Here is a 16145-nt window from a genome sequence, read left to right as displayed (position 1 = left end):
GGCCGGCGGAGACGCCGGCCTTTTCATATCAGGCGGCGGGCTTGCCCAGCGCCTTCTCGATGGCTGGATAGAGGCCTTCCGTGAGGCTCTTGTCGTCGAAGGGGCCGACGCGCTTGTAGAGGATCGTGCCGTCCGGGCCGACGAGGTAGGATTCCGGGATGCCGTAGACGCCCCAGTCGATCGCCATCCTGCCGGCCGGATCGAGGCCGATGGCCGAGAAGGGGTTGCCGAGCTCGCCGAGGAAGCGCAGCGCGTTCTCCGCGCCGTCCTTGTAGTTGACGCCGACGACGGTGATGCGCGGGTCCTTCGCGAGCTGCAGGATGACGGGATGCTCCTGCCGGCACGGCACGCACCAGGACGCCCAGAAATTGACGAGCGTCAGCTTGCCCCTGGCGGTTTGCGTCGTCAGGGCCGGAACGGGCGCGCCGTCCTTCGTCACGCCGGCGAGCGGGTCGAGGTCGCGCCACGGCGCCTTGGTGCCGATCAGCGCCGAGGGGATTTCGGAAATGTCGCGGCCGGAATTGAGCTGCGTCCAGAAGATCAGCGCAAGGGCGATGAAGACGACGAGCGGCAGCGCGGCAAGGACGATGCGCATGCGCGTGCCGCCGCCTGCGGCATTGCCTTCGCTCTTGCTCATTGCGCGGCCTCGCTCCGGTCGGACCGGCGACGGATGCCGGCGGCTTCAAGCTGCGCCAGCTCGCGCTGGCGGGCGCGGTGGTCGAGCCAGACCCAGGCGACGAGGCCGAAGCTGACGGCGAAGGCGGCGATGTAGGAGACCGCGACGTAGAAGGTGTGGCTCATGCGGCGCCTTTCTTGCGGCCGGCGGCGCGGGCGGCATGGCGGCGCAGCACCGCGATGCGCCGGCGCAGAATTTCGTTGCGCATGGCGAGGATGTGCAGCGTGAAGAAGAGCAGGGTGAAGGCGACCGCCATGATGAGAAGCGGGTGCAGGAATTCCGGATCGATGGTCGGCCCGCCCATCCTGACGACGCTCGCCGGCTGGTGCAGCGTGTTCCACCATTCGACGGAGAATTTTATGATCGGGATGTTGACGAAGCCGACGAGGATGAGGACGGCGCTGACCTTTGCCGCCCGTGCCGGATCGTCCATGGCGCGGTTGAGGGCGATGAGGCCGAGATACATCAGGAAGAGCACGAAGACGGAGGTGAGCCGCGCATCCCAGACCCACCATGTCCCCCACATCGGCTTGCCCCAGAGCGAGCCGGTGACGAGGGCGAGGAAGGTGAAGCCGGCGCCGATGGGGGCTGCGGCCTTGGCCGAGACGTCGGCGAGCGGATGGCGCCAGACGAGCGTGCCGAGCGCGGAAAGCGCCATTACCGTATAGCACATCATGGAGAGCCAGGCGGCCGGCACATGCACATACATGATGCGCACCGTCTCGCCCTGCTGGTAGTCGCCCTCCGTCGTGAAGGAGAGGTAGAGCCCGGCCGCGAAGAGACAGAGCGTCAGCCCGGCAAGCCACGGCCAGAGGAAGGCGACCAGCGCCAGGAACCGCGTCGGGTTGGCGAGGTCGCTGAATTTGCGGATGGCAAGGCTCGGTTCGCTCATGGCTGCCCTTCAACGTGACGACTGGTTCTTTAACGTGTCAGGCCCGCCTCTTCAATTGATCTGCCGCAATCACATTGCCGCAGCCGGTCCGTCAGTCGCTCGAAAGGCGAAGGGCCGCGGCCGCGGCCAGCGGGCCGATGACAGCGAAGAACAGGTTGAGCGCGATCAGAATGAGGAAAGGCGGCAGGAAAGGGGCGGGGTCCTCGATGGCCGCATAGACCGCGCTCACCCCGAAGATCAGCACGGGAATGGCGAGCGGCAGTACGAGGATGGAGACGAGCAGGCCTCCGCGCGGCAGCGCCACGGCAATCCCCGCCCCCGCCGCGCCGATGAAGGTAATGGCGGGCGTGCCGGCCAGCAGCGTCAGCGCCGTCGCGCCGATCGCCACCTCGTCCATGTTCATGAAGAGGCCGAGGAGCGGCGAGGCGATGACGAGCGGCAGGCCGGTCGCGATCCAGTGCGCGACACACTTGACGAAGACCGTCAGCACCAGCGGCGTCTCCTGCATCAGGAGGAGGTCGAGCGAGCCGTCCTCGCGCTCGGCCTGGAACAGCCGGTCGAGGCCGAGAAGGGCGGCGAGCAGCGCGCCGATCCACAGGATCGCCGGGCCGATGCGGGAGAGAAGGTTGAGGTCCGGCCCGACGCCGAAGGGAATGACGGCGACGACCGTCATGAAGAAGAGGACACCGATCAGCGCGCCGCCACCGGCACGGACCGAGAGTTTCAGGTCGCGAAGGAGGAGGGCGATCATGCTTGCGCCTCCGGGCGAAGCGGATTTGGCTTACCCCCCTCTGCCCTGCCGGGCATCTCCCCCTCAAGGGGGGAGATTGGCTGGGAGGGCCGGCATTTCCCGGTTTTCAAGGTTTGCGTTTGGCGGGGCTTCGCCGCTTGCCAATCTCCCCCCTTGAGGGGGAGATGCCCGGCAGGGCAGAGGGGGGTGGCTACTTGCACGCCCATCACCAAATCTCCTCCGCCACCCCGGCAAACCCCGTCATCCTCAACTCCTGCACGCCTTCCAACCCAAGCGGCTGGTGCGTGGCGGCGATGGCGATGCCGCCGCGGGCAAGGTGGGCGGTGACGAGGCCGGCGAACATGTCTTCCGCAGCGGCGTCGAGCGCGGCGGTCGGCTCGTCGAGGATCCAGACGGGACGCCAGGCGACCAGCAGCTTGGCCATGGCCATACGGCGCTGCTGGCCGGCGGAAAGGTAGCCGAAGGGAAGATGGGCGATGCCGCCGAGGCCGACCGCCTCGACCGCCTCCTCGACCGGGACGCCCGTGCCGCCGGCCATGTCGCCGAGGAAGGTCTTCCAGAAGGAGAGGTTCTCCTCGACGGTGAGCTCCCGCTTCATCGCGTTGTGGTGGCCGAGATAGTGCGCGGCCTCGCCGAGGCGCTCGACCGGGTGCGGTGCAGCAAGGAGTTTCGCCGAGCCCGAGCGGGCCGGCAGGAGGCCTGCCAGCACGCGCAGCAGCGTCGACTTGCCGGAACCGTTCGGGCCCTTGACGACCAAGGCTTCGCCGCCGGCGATTTCAAAGGCGATATCGCGGAAAATCAGGTCCTCGCCGCGCGTGGCGCTCAACCCCTCGGCGACGAGCCGCATGATGCTTCACTTTCCCTTTACGACCTTGGTCGCAATGCAAAAAAATTGTCCCGATTTGCGCGAACGCGCTCTGGATCGTTCCTTAGAAATTATCTATAACGCCCGCAACACGCCAGCGGTCGGCGTGAATTTCATCCAAGCGCCGAACACGGGAATGATTTCCGCGTACGGACAGCGGAAATGGCCGCACCCGCATCCCATTCGCGCTAAACGCGCACGGGCGTTCGTACGTCAGCTTTCTGGCGACCAGACGGAACGGGGTATAAAGTGTCCAAATCCCTAGACAGTTTCAATTGTCGTTCGACCCTCACGGTCAACGGCACCGACTATGTGTATTACAGCCTGCCCAAGGCTGAAGCGAACGGCCTTGCCGGCGTCTCGAAGCTCCCCTACTCGATGAAGGTGCTTCTTGAGAACCTGCTGCGCTTCGAGGACGGCCGCTCCGTCACGAAGGACCACATCCTCGCCGTCGCCGAATGGCTGACGAACAAGGGCACGGTCGAAAACGAGATCGCCTATCGCCCGGCGCGCGTTCTGATGCAGGACTTCACCGGCGTTCCCGCCGTCGTCGACCTTGCGGCCATGCGCGACGCGATGGTCTCGCTCGGCGGTGACCCCGAGAAGATCAACCCGCTCGTTCCCGTCGACCTCGTCATCGACCACTCCGTCATCGTCGATGAGTTCGGCACGCCGACCGCCTTCGCCCGCAACGTGGAGCTGGAATACCAGCGCAACGGCGAGCGCTACCGCTTCCTGAAATGGGGCCAGCAGGCGTTCAAGAACTTCCGCGTCGTTCCGCCCGGCACCGGCATCTGTCACCAGGTCAATCTGGAATATCTGGGCCAGACCGTTTGGACCAAGGAAGAAGACGGCGAGATCGTCGCCTACCCGGATACCTGTGTCGGCACGGACAGCCACACGACCATGATCAACGGCCTCGGCGTTCTCGGCTGGGGCGTCGGCGGCATCGAGGCGGAAGCGGCCATGCTCGGCCAGCCCGTTTCCATGCTCCTGCCGGAAGTTATCGGCTTCAAGCTGACCGGCAAGCTCAAGGAAGGCGTGACGGCGACCGACCTCGTGCTGATGGTCGTGCAGATGCTGCGCAAGAAGGGCGTCGTCTCCAAGTTCGTCGAATTCTTCGGCCCCGGCCTCGACAACATGACGCTCGCCGACCGCGCGACGATCGGCAACATGGGCCCGGAATACGGCGCGACCTGCGGCTTCTTCCCGGTCGATGCCGAAACCGTCAACTACCTCACCATGTCCGGCCGCGAAGAGCAGCGCATCGCCCTCGTCGAAGCCTACTCCAAGGCCCAGGGCATGTGGCGTGACGGCGACGGCTCCGACCTCGTCTTCACCGATACGCTGGAACTCGACCTCGGCGACGTCGTGCCGTCCATGGCCGGCCCGAAGCGCCCGGAAGGCCGCATCCCGCTGGAAAACATCGCTTCCGGCTTCGCCGCGTCGCTCGAAAACGACTACAAGAAGCCGGGCCAGCTCGCCAACCGCTATGCCGTCGAGGGCACGGACTATGATATCGGCCACGGCGATGTCGCCATTGCCGCCATCACGTCCTGCACAAACACGTCCAACCCGTCGGTGCTGATCGCCGCCGGCCTGCTTGCCCGCAACGCGGTCGCCAGGGGCCTGAAGACGAAGCCGTGGGTGAAGACCTCGCTTGCACCGGGATCGCAGGTCGTTGCCGAGTACCTTTCCAAGTCGGGTCTGCAGACCGACCTCGACAAGCTCGGCTTCAACCTCGTCGGCTTCGGCTGCACCACCTGCATCGGCAATTCCGGCCCGCTGCCGGCGCCGATCTCCAAGACGATCAACGACAAGGGCCTGATCGCCGCGGGCGTGCTCTCCGGCAACCGTAACTTCGAAGGCCGCATCTCGCCGGACGTGCAGGCGAACTACCTCGCCTCGCCGCCGCTCGTCGTCGCCTATGCGCTCGCCGGCTCGGTCCAGAAGGACCTCACCACGGAACCGCTCGGCGAAGACCGGGACGGCAACCCGGTCTACCTCAAGGACATCTGGCCCTCCTCGAAGGAGATCCAGGAGTTCATCATGAAGTACGTCACGCGTGAGCTCTATGCCACGAAGTATGCCGACGTCTTCAAGGGCGACGCCAACTGGCAGGCCGTGCAGGTGCCGGCGGGCCAGACCTACGCCTGGGACGACCAGTCGACCTATGTGCAGAACCCGCCCTACTTCGTCGGCATGGGCAAGGTCGGCGCGGGCGTTTCCGACATCAAGGGCGCGCGCGTCCTCGGCCTCTTCGGCGACAAGATCACGACCGACCACATCTCGCCGGCCGGTTCGATCAAGGCGGCTTCGCCCGCCGGTGCCTACCTCATCGGCCACGGCGTCGGCGTTGCGGACTTCAACCAGTACGGCACGCGCCGCGGCAACCATGAGGTCATGATGCGCGGCACCTTCGCCAATATCCGCATCCGCAACCACATGCTGGGCCCGAACGGCAAGGAAGGCGGCTACACGATCCACTATCCTTCCAAGGAAGAGATGTCGATCTACGACGCGGCCATGAAGTACAAGGAGGAGGGCGTTCCGCTCGTCATCTTCGCCGGCGTCGAATACGGCAACGGCTCCTCGCGCGACTGGGCGGCCAAGGGCACGAACCTGCTCGGCGTCAAGGCCGTGATCGCGCAGTCCTTCGAGCGCATCCACCGCTCGAACCTCGTCGGCATGGGCGTCATCCCCTTCGTCTTCGAGGAGGGCACGACCTGGGCGACGCTCGACCTCAAGGGCGACGAGCTGGTGACGATCGAGGGCCTGGAAGGCGACATCAAGCCGCGCGAACGGAAGATCGCCAAGATCACCTATTCCGACGGCACGGTGAAGGACGTTCCGATCCTCTGCCGCATCGATACGCTGGACGAGGTCACCTACGTCAACAACGGCGGCATCCTGCAGACGGTTCTGCGCGATCTCGCCGCCTGATCCCTTTCGGGTTTGAAATGCACGATGCCGGGGCCCTCCAGCCCCGGCATCGTTCGTTTCCGGGCCGCAAGGCTCACTCCATCGTGACTTCCCGTTGAAGCGGCAAGGGCGTATGACGGCTGGAAAGGCTGGCCGCAGCGCCGCGCTTCATTGGAAATGACCATGCCGAGACCGTACATACCGGAATGTCTGGCGATCCTGCTGACGCTGGGCGCCGGCACCGCCCATGCGCAGGAATCCATCGAGCCCAAGGGCGTGGTCGAGCTCTTCACCAGCCAGGGCTGCTCGTCCTGCCCGCCCGCCGACAAGGCGCTGGAGACGCTGGTGCGCGAGGGCGACGTCGTGGCGCTCTCCTATCACGTCGACTACTGGAACTATCTCGGCTGGGCGGACACGCTCGCCTCCAAGGACAATACCGACCGGCAATATGCCTATGCCCGCATGTTCGGCCGCAACGGCGTCTACACGCCGCAGGCCGTGCTGAACGGGCGCGAGCACGTCAACGGCGCCGATCTATCCGGCATCCGCACCCGCATCGACGCCCTGTCCGGCGAAGGCAAGGGGCTGAAGGTGCCGGTCGTGGCCGAGGTGAAGAACGACGAATTGCGCATCCGCGTCGGCCCCGGCGAGGGCAAGGCCAATATCCTCATCGCCTATTTCGAGCGCGAGCACCGGATCGATATCGACAAGGGCGAGAACCGCGGCAAGACGGTCGACTACTGGCATGCGGTGACGGACATGGAGACGATCGGCATGTGGGAAGGCAAGGAGACCAATCTGGTGCTTCCGGCCGACATGCTGAAGAAGAAAAAGAAGGCGGGCGGCTGCGCCGTGCTGCTGCAGCGCATGAAGAGCGCCGATACGCCCGGCGCGATCCTCGGCGCGACGGTCCTGTCCGGCGGGCCGTCGGCGCTCTGAAAGTATTTTCAAGGGAGGTCCGGTCCGGCTTCCTCGAGGGGCTGGGGCTTGAGGGTTCGAAGAAACACGGACCGGACCGGGACGAAGCTGCCGGCAACGGAATACAAGGCAACCTCGACAGACGCTTGCCGTACCGAACCGGATTCCGCGTGAGGCGGGGGCAGGCACGGCGGCGACGGGCGGACTTTCCCTTTAAATTTGGGCGTCGGTTTGTCTGAAATGCGGCGGAACGGATTTTTGCGGGAAAGGCGCCGTTCGCCGCCTGTCCGCCCGCCTTGCATTTCGCCGCCGCTCAGGCACACTGTCATCGAGCCGTCACAGGAAGGTGCGGAGTTTAGATGACAGATCAGCCGGATTTGCAGGCGTCCAACGTCGTGGTCGACCTCAAGGAATACCGCAGCAGCAAGGATCCGCTGCCGGTGACCTTCCATCGGCGGGAACTCGACGCGATCCTGTGGGTCTACGGCCGTATGGTCGGCGAGGGCGAATGGCGCGACTACGCCATCGACCACCTGCGCGACAGGGCGGTCTTCTCCATCTTCAAGCGCTCCGGCGAAATGCCGCTCTATCGCGTCGAGAAGAACCCCAAGCTCGCTGCCAGGCAGGGCGCCTACAGCGTCATCAACCAGCACGGCACCATCCTGAAGCGCGGCCACGAGCTGAACCAGGTGCTGAAGGTGTTCGACAAGGTGCTGCGCCTCGTCGAGACGTGAGACGCTTCCGGCGGCAACACCGTCTGCCTCAACTCCACCATCCCCTCCGTCGTCATGCTCGGGCTTGTCTCGAGGATCCATGCGCCGCCGCGGATGAGGCGTGGATGCTCGGATCAGGCCCGAACATGACGGAGGAGAGGGCAGAAGCAGGGACAGGGAGCAGGCGCCGACGGGGGGGCGCGGTGCGTTCGGCGGCCCCGACCCTATCCCATCGTCCCCGGATAGATGTCCATCGGCGGCTCCGTCTCCGCCCCGTCGCCGAGCGCGCGCTGCATGAAGACCGTATCCAGCCAGCGGCCGTGCTTGAAGCCGGTTGCCGTCAGGCGGCCGCTGTGCTCGAAGCCGGCGGCGGCGTGGACGGCGATGGAGGCGGGGTGCGCCCCGCCGATCACGGCCACCATCTGGCGAAAGCCGAGGTCCGTGGTGCGGTGGATGAGCTCGGCCAAGAGCGCCCTGCCGATGCCCTTGCCGCGGGCTTCCGGCGCCAGATAGACGGAATCCTCGACGAGCCAGCGATAGGCCGGCCGCGTGCGGAAGGCCGAGGCATAGGCGTAGCCGAGGATGAGCCCCGTCTGCTCCACCGCGACGATATAGGGATAGCCCTTGCCGGTGATCGCCGTAAAGCGCGCCGCCATCTCGTCGAGCGAGGGCGGGTCGATCTCGTAGCTTGCGACCCCGTTCAGCACGGATTCGCGGTAGATTTCGGTGAAGGCGGCGATATCGCCCGAAGCGGCGGTGCGGATGACGAAGCGCATGGAAAGCCTGCGTTCTCATGGAAATACGGGATGGGGTTCGTCCCATCCCATATCCGTTTCCCGCTTTCAAGCCGCCGGCCGGCTCAGGCGCCGTAGACGATCAGGAGGTCCTTGGCGTCGATCTGGTCGCCGGCGCGCACCAGCACCTCGGAGATCATGCCGTCCTTCTCGGCGTGCAGCGCCGTCTCCATCTTCATCGCCTCGATGGAGAGCAGCACGTCGCCGGCCTTGACCGTCTGGCCGGCCGCGACCGAGACCGTCGAGATGACGCCCGGCATCGGCGCGCCGAGATGGGCGGCGTTGCCGCTGTCGGCCTTGCGGCGCACGGCCGAGGTGGCCGCGCGGTTGCGGTCCGGTACCTTGATGAGGCGCGGCTGGCCGTTCAGCTCGAAGAACACCTTCACCATGCCCTTCTCGTCCGGCTCGCTCTTGGCCTGATGCAGGATGACGAGGGAGACGCCCTTTTCCAGCTCCGGCTGAAGCTCCTCGCCCGGCCCAAGCCCGTAGAAATAGGCCGGCGTCGGCAGCACGCTGACCGGGCCGTAGGTATCGACGGCCATCGCATAGTCGGTGAAGACCTTGGGATACATCAGGTAGGAGGCGAATTCGAAATCGTCGACCTTGCGTTCCAGCTTGTCCTCGATGGCCTTGCGTTCGGCATCGAGATCGGCGGGCGGCAGCAGCGAGCCCGGCACGGCCGTATAGGGTTCTTCGCCCTTCAGCGCCTTCTTCTGGAGAGCCGCCGGCCAGCCGCCCGGGGGCTGGCCGAGATCGCCGCGCAGCATGGAGACGACCGAATCCGGGAAGGCGATGTCCTTGGCCGGGTTCTCGACGTCGGCGACCGTCAGGTCCTGGGAGACCATCATCAGCGCCATGTCGCCGACCACCTTGGACGACGGCGTCACCTTGACGATATCGCCGAACATCTGGTTGGCGTCGGCATAGGCCTGGGCGACCCGGTGCCACTTGGTTTCGAGGCCGAGCGAACGGGCCTGTTCCTTGAGGTTGGTGAACTGGCCGCCCGGCATTTCGTGCAGGTAGACTTCCGATGCCGGCCCCTTGAGGTCGCTTTCGAAGGCGGCGTACTGGAAGCGCACGGCCTCCCAGTAGAAGGAGATGCGGCGGATCCATTCCGGATCGAGGCCCGGATCGCGCTCAGTGCCCTTCAGCGCCTCGACGATCGAGCCGAGGCAGGGCTGGGATGTGTTGCCGGAAAGCGCGTCCATCGCCGCATCCACCACGTCGACGCCGGATTCGACGGCGGCGAGCACGGTCGCGGCGGCGATGCCCGACGTGTCGTGCGTGTGGAAATGGATCGGCAGGTCCGTCGCCTCGCGCAGCGCCTTGAAGAGCACGCGCGCGGCGGCGGGCTTCAAGAGCCCCGCCATGTCCTTCACCGCGATCATGTGCGCGCCGGCCTTTTCCAGCTCGCCGGCAAGGGCGGTGTAGTATTTGAGGTCGTATTTCGGGCGGGCGGAGTTGAGGAGATCGCCGGTATAGCAGATCGCCGCCTCGCAGATGCGGTTCTCCTCGGCGACGGCGTCCATCGAGACGCGCATGTTGTCGACCCAGTTGAGGCAGTCGAAGACGCGGAAGACGTCGATGCCGCCTTTGGCCGCCTGCCGGACGAAATACTTCACCACATTGTCGGGATAGTTCTTGTAGCCGACGCCGTTCGCCCCGCGCAGCAGCATCTGGAGAAGCAGGTTCGGCGCATCCTCGCGGATGCGGGCAAGGCGCTCCCATGGGTCCTCCGTGAGGAAGCGCATGGAGACGTCGAAGGTCGCGCCGCCCCAGCATTCCAGCGAGAAGAGCTGCGGCAGGGCCCTTGCATAGGTGCCGGCGATGCGGGCGATGTCATGCGTGCGCATGCGGGTCGCCAGCAGCGACTGATGGCCGTCGCGCATCGTCGTGTCGGTGAGGAAGACCCGGCTTTCGCCGCGCACCCATTCGCCGAACTTCTTCGGGCCGAGTTCGTCGAGCTTCTGCTTGGTGCCGGCGGGAATATCGCCGTTGATATAGGGCACGACCGGCTTTGCCACGTCCGCCGGCGGCTTCGGACGGCCCTTGGCCTCCGGGTGGCCGTTGACGGTGACGTCGGCGAGGTAGGTGAGCAGCTTCGTCGCGCGGTCCTGGCGCTTGACCTGCTGGAAGAGCTCCGGCGTCGTGTCGATGAAGCGGGTGGTGTAGCTGTTGTTGCGGAAGGCCTCGTGGCCGATGATCGCTTCGAGGAAGGTGAGGTTGGTCGCGACGCCGCGCACGCGGAATTCGCGCAGCGCCCGGTCCATGCGGTTGATCGCTTCCAGCGGCGTGCTGCCGGAGGCCGTGACCTTCACCAGCAGCGGATCGTAGTAGCGGGTGATGTAGGCGCCGGTATAGGCGGTGCCGCCGTCGAGGCGGATGCCGAAGCCGGCGGCCGAGCGGTAGCCGGTGATGCGGCCGTAATCCGGGATGAAGTTCTGCTCCGGGTCCTCGGTGGTGATGCGGCACTGGAGGGCATGGCCGTTGAGACGGATATTCTCCTGCGCGGGGACGCCCGATTCCGGCGTGCCGATGGCGTAGCCGTCGAGGATGTGGATTTGCGCCTTGACGATGTCGATGCCGGTCACGACTTCCGTGACGGTGTGCTCGACCTGGATGCGCGGGTTCACCTCGATGAAGTAGAACTTGCCGGTGTCGGCATCCATCAGGTATTCGACCGTGCCGGCGCCGATATAGTCGGTCGCCTTGGCGATCTTCAGCGAATAGGCGGCGAGCTCCTGGCGCTGCGCATCCGAAAGATAGGGCGCGGGCGCGCGCTCGACGACCTTCTGGTTGCGGCGCTGGATGGAGCAGTCGCGCTCGAAGAGGTGCACGACATTGCCGTGCGTGTCGCCGAGGATCTGGCTTTCGACATGGCGGGCGCGCTCGACGAGCTTTTCCAGATAGACCTCGTCCTTGCCGAAGGCGGCCTTGGCCTCGCGCTTGGCCTCCGTCACCTCGCGGATGAGGTCCTTCGGGTCGCGGATGGCGCGCATGCCGCGCCCGCCGCCGCCCCAGGAGGCCTTGAGCATGACGGGGTAACCGATCTCGGCGGCAAGGCGGTGGATCTCCTGCTCGTCATCCGGCAGCGGCTCGGTGGCCGGCACGACCGGCACGCCGACGGAGATGGCGAGGTTGCGCGCCGCCACCTTGTTGCCGAGCTGGCGCATGGTGGCCGGGCGCGGGCCGATGAAGGTGATGCCGGCGGCATCGCACGCATCGACGAATTCCGGGCTTTCGGACAGAAGGCCGTAGCCGGGGTGGATGGCGTCGGCGCCGGAGAGCTTTGCGACGCGGATCACCTCTTCGATGGAAAGGTAGCTCTCGATGGGGCCGAGGTCGCGGGCCAGATGCGGGCCGCGGCCGATCTGGTAGCTCTCGTCCGCCTTGAAGCGGTGCAGCGCCAGTTTGTCCTCCTCCGCCCATATCGCAACCGTTTTGAGCCCCAGTTCATTGGCCGCGCGGAACACGCGGATGGCGATTTCGGAACGGTTGGCGACAAGGATCTTGGAAATGGGCAAGTCGAACTCCTCAATGACCTGGAAACGGGAAATGCTGCACCCGCGAAGAGATTATTAGCGGGTAATTTCCAAAGTTCAATTTTGCTTTCGTCGTCGGCGAGAAGATTTGCGCCGTCAGGAAACGAGGCCGAGGCGGAAGGCGATGGCCACGGCATGGTGGCGGTTGCGCGCGCCGAGCTTTTCCTGCAGCCCGTTCATGTACCAGTCGACGGTATGGCTGGAGATGCCGAGCACCCGGCCGATATCCGGCGAGGTCATGCCCTCGGCGAGCAGGCTGAGGGCCTCCATTTCGCGGCGCGTCAATTCCACGTCGACCACGGCCGAGAGCCGGGCGGCGGCCTCCGGGTCGGCGACATGGATGAGCTTCCAGTAGAGCCGCCGCGCGATGCTCTCGAAAAGGCCGAGCTCGACGCCTTCCAGATCGACCGGCTTGCCGCCGAGGCTGAGGCTGCCGACAAGGCCGCGCCGGCCGTGGACCGGGAAGATGTAGCCGTCTTCCAGCCCGTTCTGCCGCGCATCGACCATCATGCGCTCCATGCGCTTGCGATGCGGGCTCGAGCGGAACACGCTGAGCGTATCGCGCCAGCGGAAGCCGGCCTGCGCATGGCCGAGATAGCGCACGGTCGGATCGATCTGCATATAGCGCTTGCGCAGATAGGTTTCCGGCCAGCCCTCGGGCCAGCGCCCGGCGAGAAGCAGGCCCGAAAGGCTCTCCACCGGCTTCGGCGCCTGGGTGAGCCAGTAATATTCGAAGCCGCAAAGCGTCAGCAGACGCTCGAATTCGGCCGTCGTCTCTTCCCGGCCGCGCAACTCGTCGATCAGTGCAAGGAATTGCACCAGCAAGTTGATCTTCATATGCCCCGCGCTTGATCGCTTTGTTTAACCAACTGATAAAGCTGAACCCGGCCGGATCCCGGCCCAAGCGCCCCACTCATTTCCCCGCCTTACAATTGGCAGGATCGCATGGTGAAAATCAATCGGTTTGCGCGAATGAGCGGGGTGAATTCGGCAAATCACGCAAGATTTCATCCGCGTCACGAAATTTGCTTGACCCGGAAGAACTTTTGCCGCTTCCGCTGATTACTACCGCAGCGAAGGGACGAAGGTGCTCGCTGCACCGCATAACAGGTATTGCCGGAAAGGCTCCATTCTCGTGTCTTTGTATCAGGTTTATGCAAGAGCCCTCAGCTATCTCGCCATCTACAAGCTTCGTGTCGGACTGGTCGTCGCCGCCAACGTCGTGCTGGCCGTGATCACCATCGCCGAGCCGGTGCTGTTCGGCCGTATCATCGATGCCATCTCCAACAAGGGCGACGTCACGCCGATGCTGCTCATGTGGGCGGGCTTCGGCCTCTTCAACACCATCGCCTACGTGCTCGTCGCCCGCGAGGCCGACCGGCTGGCGCACGGGCGCCGCGCGAGCCTCCTGACGGAGGCCTTCGGGCGCATCATCTCCATGCCGCTCGCCTGGCACAGCCAGCGCTGCACGTCCAACGCGCTGCATACGCTGCTGCGGGCTTGCGAGACGCTGTTCAGCCTGTGGCTGGAATTCATGCGCACGCACCTTGCCACGGCCGTCGCGCTTACCCTTCTGATCCCCACCGCCTTTTCTATGGACTACCGGCTCTCGCTGGTGCTCGTCGTCCTCGGCGCGCTCTATGTCCTCATCGGCAAGGTGGTGATGAACCGCACGCGCGAGGGACAGGCTTCGGTGGAGAGCCATTACCACACGGTCTTCTCCCATGTGTCGGACTCGATCAGCAACGTCTCGGTCGTGCACAGCTACAACCGGATCGAGGCCGAGACGCGCGAGCTGAAGCGCTTCGCCGAGCGGCTGATCAACGCGCAGTTCCCGGTGCTCGACTGGTGGGCGCTCGCCAGCGCGCTGAACCGCATGGCCTCCACCATCTCCATGATGACGATCCTCGTCATCGGCACGGTGCTCGTGCAGCGCGGCGAAATCCGCGTCGGCGACGTCATCGCCTTCATCGGCTTTGCCGGCCTGCTCATCGGCCGCCTCGACCAGATGAAGGCCTTCGCCACGCAGATCTTCGAGGCGCGCGCCAAGCTGGAGGACTTCTTCACGCTGGAGGACGCGGTGAAGGAACGCGAGGAGCCGACGGATGCCGGCGAACTGGGCGAGGTGAAGGGCAGGGTCGAATACCGCAATGTCAGCTTCGACTTCGCCAATGCCACGCAGGGCGTGCGCGACGTCTCCTTCACGGTGGAAGCGGGCCAGACCGTCGCCATCGTCGGCCCGACGGGCGCCGGCAAGACGACGCTCGTCAACCTCCTGCAGCGCGTCTACGAGCCGCAGTCCGGCCAGATCCTCATCGACGGCGTCGATATCTCCACGGTGACGCGCAAGTCGCTGCGCCGCTCCATCGCCACCGTCTTCCAGGATGCGGGCCTGCTCAACCGCTCGATCTCCGACAATATCCGCCTCGGCCGCGAGGGCGCGACGGAAGAGGAGATCGTGGCGGCCGCGGAAGCGGCGGCGGCGAACGACTTCATCACCTCGCGCCAGAGCGGCTACGAGACCCATGTCGGCGAGCGCGGCAACCGGCTTTCGGGCGGCGAGCGCCAGCGCATCGCGATTGCCCGCGCCATCCTCAAGAACGCGCCGATCCTCGTGCTCGACGAGGCGACCAGCGCGCTCGACGTGGAAACGGAGGCGCGCGTGAAGGCGGCGATCGACCAGCTCCGCCGCAACCGCACCACCTTCATCATCGCGCACCGCCTCTCGACGGTCCGCGAGGCGGACCTGGTGATCTTCATGGATCACGGCCAGGTCGCCGAGATGGGCACGTTCAACGATCTCAGCCAGAGCAACGGCCGCTTCGCCGCTCTGTTGCGGGCGAGCGGCATCCTGACGGACGACGACGTGCGCAAGAGCCATACGGCCGCCTGATCGTCCTATCGCCGCGTGCGATCGTGCTCCTTGACCGGCAGGGCCTGAAGGCCCTGCCGGTTTGCGTTCCGGCTCATGACGGCCGCCTGCCAGTCGAGATAGCGCGCATAGGCGAAGTGCAGCGCGATGCCGAGAAGGACGTAGGCCGTGCCGAACAGCGGGTCCTTGCCCGTCACGAACAGGAGGACCTGCCCGATCATCGCCAGGATGGTGCCGAAGATGAAGATGGCGAGCGAATGGCGGCCCACCGCGACCAGCGGATGGGAAAGCGGCAGAGCGGCCCAGCGGGAGAGCGCCGGGATCGTCGCGAGAAGATAGGCGCCAGCCAGCACATGGACGAGCCGCGGCGCCGACAGGAAGGTCTTGTCGAAGCCGGTCAGCACCGCCGGCAGCCCGAAGGAAAGGTCGATGCTCCACCAGGAGAAGACGACCCAAAGCATCGAAATCATCAGGTAGGCGGCCGAAAGGGCAAGGAGGACGGCATTGCGGGCAATGCCCTTCGCCTTTGCCCGCAGCATGCCGGTAAAGCCGATGACGAAGAGGAACTGCCAGGAGAGCGGGTTGAGGAACCAGTAGCCGTCATCGAGGAAATTCGACGGGGCGATGCGCCAGATACCGGCGCAGAGCCAGAGCGTGCCCGAGACGGCAAGAAGCAGCGCGGCGCTCTGCCGGTAGAGCCAGAGGAAGCCCGGCAGCATCAGGAACAGCACGGCATACATGGAGAGAATGTTGTTGTAGCCGAACTGGTGGCCGAGCAGCACCATGCTGACGACGCCCTGCTCCGTGCGGTCGACGACGGCGCGCAGGTTGATCTCCGACAGGAGGTCCTGCCGGCCGAACCACAGCGCCCTGCCCGCGAAGATGGCGAAGGTGATGATGCTCGTCATGATGTGGGCGACATAGAGCGTCAGCGCCCGGCGCAGGATGCGCAGCGTCACGGCAAGGCGTTCGCCTATCCGAAAGCGCGATCCGTAGGCGAGGCCGACCGACATGCCGGAGATCAGCACGAAGGCCTCGGCCGAATCGGAAAAGCCGAAATTCTTGGACGTCAGGTGTTCCAGGTACTGGCCCGGAACGTGATTGACGAAGATCGTCAGGAGGGCGAAGGCCCGGAAGACGTCGAGGCGCGTGTCGCGTTCCCGCGGCACGCTGCCCGTCAGTCCAGTCTTGTCTGTCATG

At 65.5% G+C, this 16145-nt stretch carries 13 protein-coding genes; 4 read left to right on the top strand and 9 right to left on the bottom strand.

The genetic code is table 11. The features are described 5' to 3' along the window. Positions 1–28: 28 nt before the first annotated feature. From ACZ5TO_RS16530 to ccmA, 5 genes are all read right to left on the bottom strand, one after another. Entirely contained in the window at positions 29–637 is a 609-nt protein-coding gene (locus ACZ5TO_RS16530; RefSeq protein WP_464798870.1) for a DsbE family thiol:disulfide interchange protein, read from the bottom strand. Further along, positions 634–801, bottom strand: a complete 168-nt coding sequence (gene ccmD, locus ACZ5TO_RS16525) for a heme exporter protein CcmD (RefSeq protein WP_184144885.1) — start codon at positions 799–801, stop codon at positions 634–636. The genes ACZ5TO_RS16530 and ccmD overlap by 4 nt, the downstream gene beginning before the upstream one ends. Next, positions 798–1568: a heme ABC transporter permease gene (locus ACZ5TO_RS16520; RefSeq protein WP_464798869.1), complete on the bottom strand. Its 771-nt coding sequence runs from the start codon at positions 1566–1568 to the stop codon at positions 798–800. The genes ccmD and ACZ5TO_RS16520 overlap by 4 nt, the downstream gene beginning before the upstream one ends. A gap of 91 nt (positions 1569–1659) precedes the next feature. Next, complete coding sequence (gene ccmB / locus ACZ5TO_RS16515) at positions 1660–2319, bottom strand: heme exporter protein CcmB (RefSeq protein ID WP_464798868.1); 660 nt, start codon at positions 2317–2319, stop codon at positions 1660–1662. Positions 2320–2524: 205 nt separating this feature from the next. Continuing rightward, positions 2525–3166 carry a heme ABC exporter ATP-binding protein CcmA gene (gene ccmA / locus ACZ5TO_RS16510; protein WP_464798867.1) on the bottom strand — a complete coding sequence of 214 codons (642 nt, stop codon included), beginning with the start codon at positions 3164–3166 and terminating at the stop codon, positions 2525–2527. A 267-nt stretch (positions 3167–3433) separates the two neighbouring features. Between ccmA and acnA the strand changes: the two genes are divergently transcribed. The 3 genes from acnA to ACZ5TO_RS16495 all read left to right on the top strand — a co-directional run bounded on the left by acnA (position 3434) and on the right by ACZ5TO_RS16495 (position 7758). Continuing rightward, entirely contained in the window at positions 3434–6127 is a 2694-nt protein-coding gene (gene acnA, locus ACZ5TO_RS16505; RefSeq protein ID WP_464798866.1) for an aconitate hydratase AcnA, read from the top strand. Between the two features lie 162 nt (positions 6128–6289). Next, complete coding sequence (locus ACZ5TO_RS16500) at positions 6290–7045, top strand: DUF1223 domain-containing protein (RefSeq protein ID WP_184144880.1); 756 nt, start codon at positions 6290–6292, stop codon at positions 7043–7045. Between the two features lie 338 nt (positions 7046–7383). Then, on the top strand, positions 7384–7758 hold the full coding sequence (locus ACZ5TO_RS16495; RefSeq protein WP_184144879.1) for a DUF2794 domain-containing protein: 375 nt from the start codon (positions 7384–7386) through the stop codon (positions 7756–7758). Between the two features lie 203 nt (positions 7759–7961). On the opposite strand, the gene ACZ5TO_RS16490 is transcribed toward ACZ5TO_RS16495, so the two are convergent. The 3 genes from ACZ5TO_RS16490 to ACZ5TO_RS16480 all read right to left on the bottom strand — a co-directional run bounded on the left by ACZ5TO_RS16490 (position 7962) and on the right by ACZ5TO_RS16480 (position 12910). Then, on the bottom strand, positions 7962–8513 hold the full coding sequence (locus ACZ5TO_RS16490) for an N-acetyltransferase family protein (RefSeq protein ID WP_464798865.1): 552 nt from the start codon (positions 8511–8513) through the stop codon (positions 7962–7964). An 83-nt stretch (positions 8514–8596) separates the two neighbouring features. Next, positions 8597–12055, bottom strand: coding sequence for a pyruvate carboxylase (gene pyc / locus ACZ5TO_RS16485; protein ID WP_464798864.1), 3459 nt, complete (start codon positions 12053–12055; stop codon positions 8597–8599). Between the two features lie 114 nt (positions 12056–12169). Continuing rightward, on the bottom strand, positions 12170–12910 hold the full coding sequence (locus ACZ5TO_RS16480; RefSeq protein ID WP_184144876.1) for a helix-turn-helix transcriptional regulator: 741 nt from the start codon (positions 12908–12910) through the stop codon (positions 12170–12172). Between the two features lie 298 nt (positions 12911–13208). On the opposite strand from ACZ5TO_RS16480, the gene ACZ5TO_RS16475 reads away from it, so the two are divergent. Further along, on the top strand, positions 13209–14966 hold the full coding sequence (locus ACZ5TO_RS16475; RefSeq protein WP_464798863.1) for a glucan ABC transporter ATP-binding protein/ permease: 1758 nt from the start codon (positions 13209–13211) through the stop codon (positions 14964–14966). Between the two features lie 5 nt (positions 14967–14971). On the opposite strand, the gene ACZ5TO_RS16470 is transcribed toward ACZ5TO_RS16475, so the two are convergent. Further along, a complete protein-coding gene (locus ACZ5TO_RS16470) occupies positions 14972–16144 on the bottom strand; it encodes an OpgC family protein (protein WP_464798862.1) in 1173 nt (390 codons plus the stop codon). Between the last annotated feature and the right edge of the window lies 1 nt (position 16145).

Source organism: Shinella sp. Sh6 (assembly GCF_055392685.1).
Note: the sequence above shows the minus strand (reverse complement) of the source record. Positions and strands in the feature narration are given on the sequence as shown.

Bases quoted from the DNA above. Each gene is read 5' to 3' on its own strand.
- ACZ5TO_RS16480 (WP_184144876.1), bottom strand. From the start codon at position 12,910: ATGAAGATCAACTTGCTGGTGCAATTCCTTGCACTGATCGACGAGTTG.
- ACZ5TO_RS16520 (WP_464798869.1), bottom strand. From the start codon at position 1,568: ATGAGCGAACCGAGCCTTGCCATCCGCAAATTCAGCGACCTCGCCAAC.
- ACZ5TO_RS16470 (WP_464798862.1), bottom strand. From the start codon at position 16,144: ATGACAGACAAGACTGGACTGACGGGCAGCGTGCCGCGGGAACGCGAC.
- ACZ5TO_RS16500 (WP_184144880.1), top strand. From the start codon at position 6,290: ATGCCGAGACCGTACATACCGGAATGTCTGGCGATCCTGCTGACGCTG.
- ccmD (WP_184144885.1), bottom strand. From the start codon at position 801: ATGAGCCACACCTTCTACGTCGCGGTCTCCTACATCGCCGCCTTCGCC.
- ACZ5TO_RS16490 (WP_464798865.1), bottom strand. From the start codon at position 8,513: ATGCGCTTCGTCATCCGCACCGCCGCTTCGGGCGATATCGCCGCCTTC.
- ACZ5TO_RS16530 (WP_464798870.1), bottom strand. From the start codon at position 637: ATGAGCAAGAGCGAAGGCAATGCCGCAGGCGGCGGCACGCGCATGCGC.
- ccmB (WP_464798868.1), bottom strand. From the start codon at position 2,319: ATGATCGCCCTCCTCCTTCGCGACCTGAAACTCTCGGTCCGTGCCGGT.
- ccmA (WP_464798867.1), bottom strand. From the start codon at position 3,166: ATGCGGCTCGTCGCCGAGGGGTTGAGCGCCACGCGCGGCGAGGACCTG.
- ACZ5TO_RS16495 (WP_184144879.1), top strand. From the start codon at position 7,384: ATGACAGATCAGCCGGATTTGCAGGCGTCCAACGTCGTGGTCGACCTC.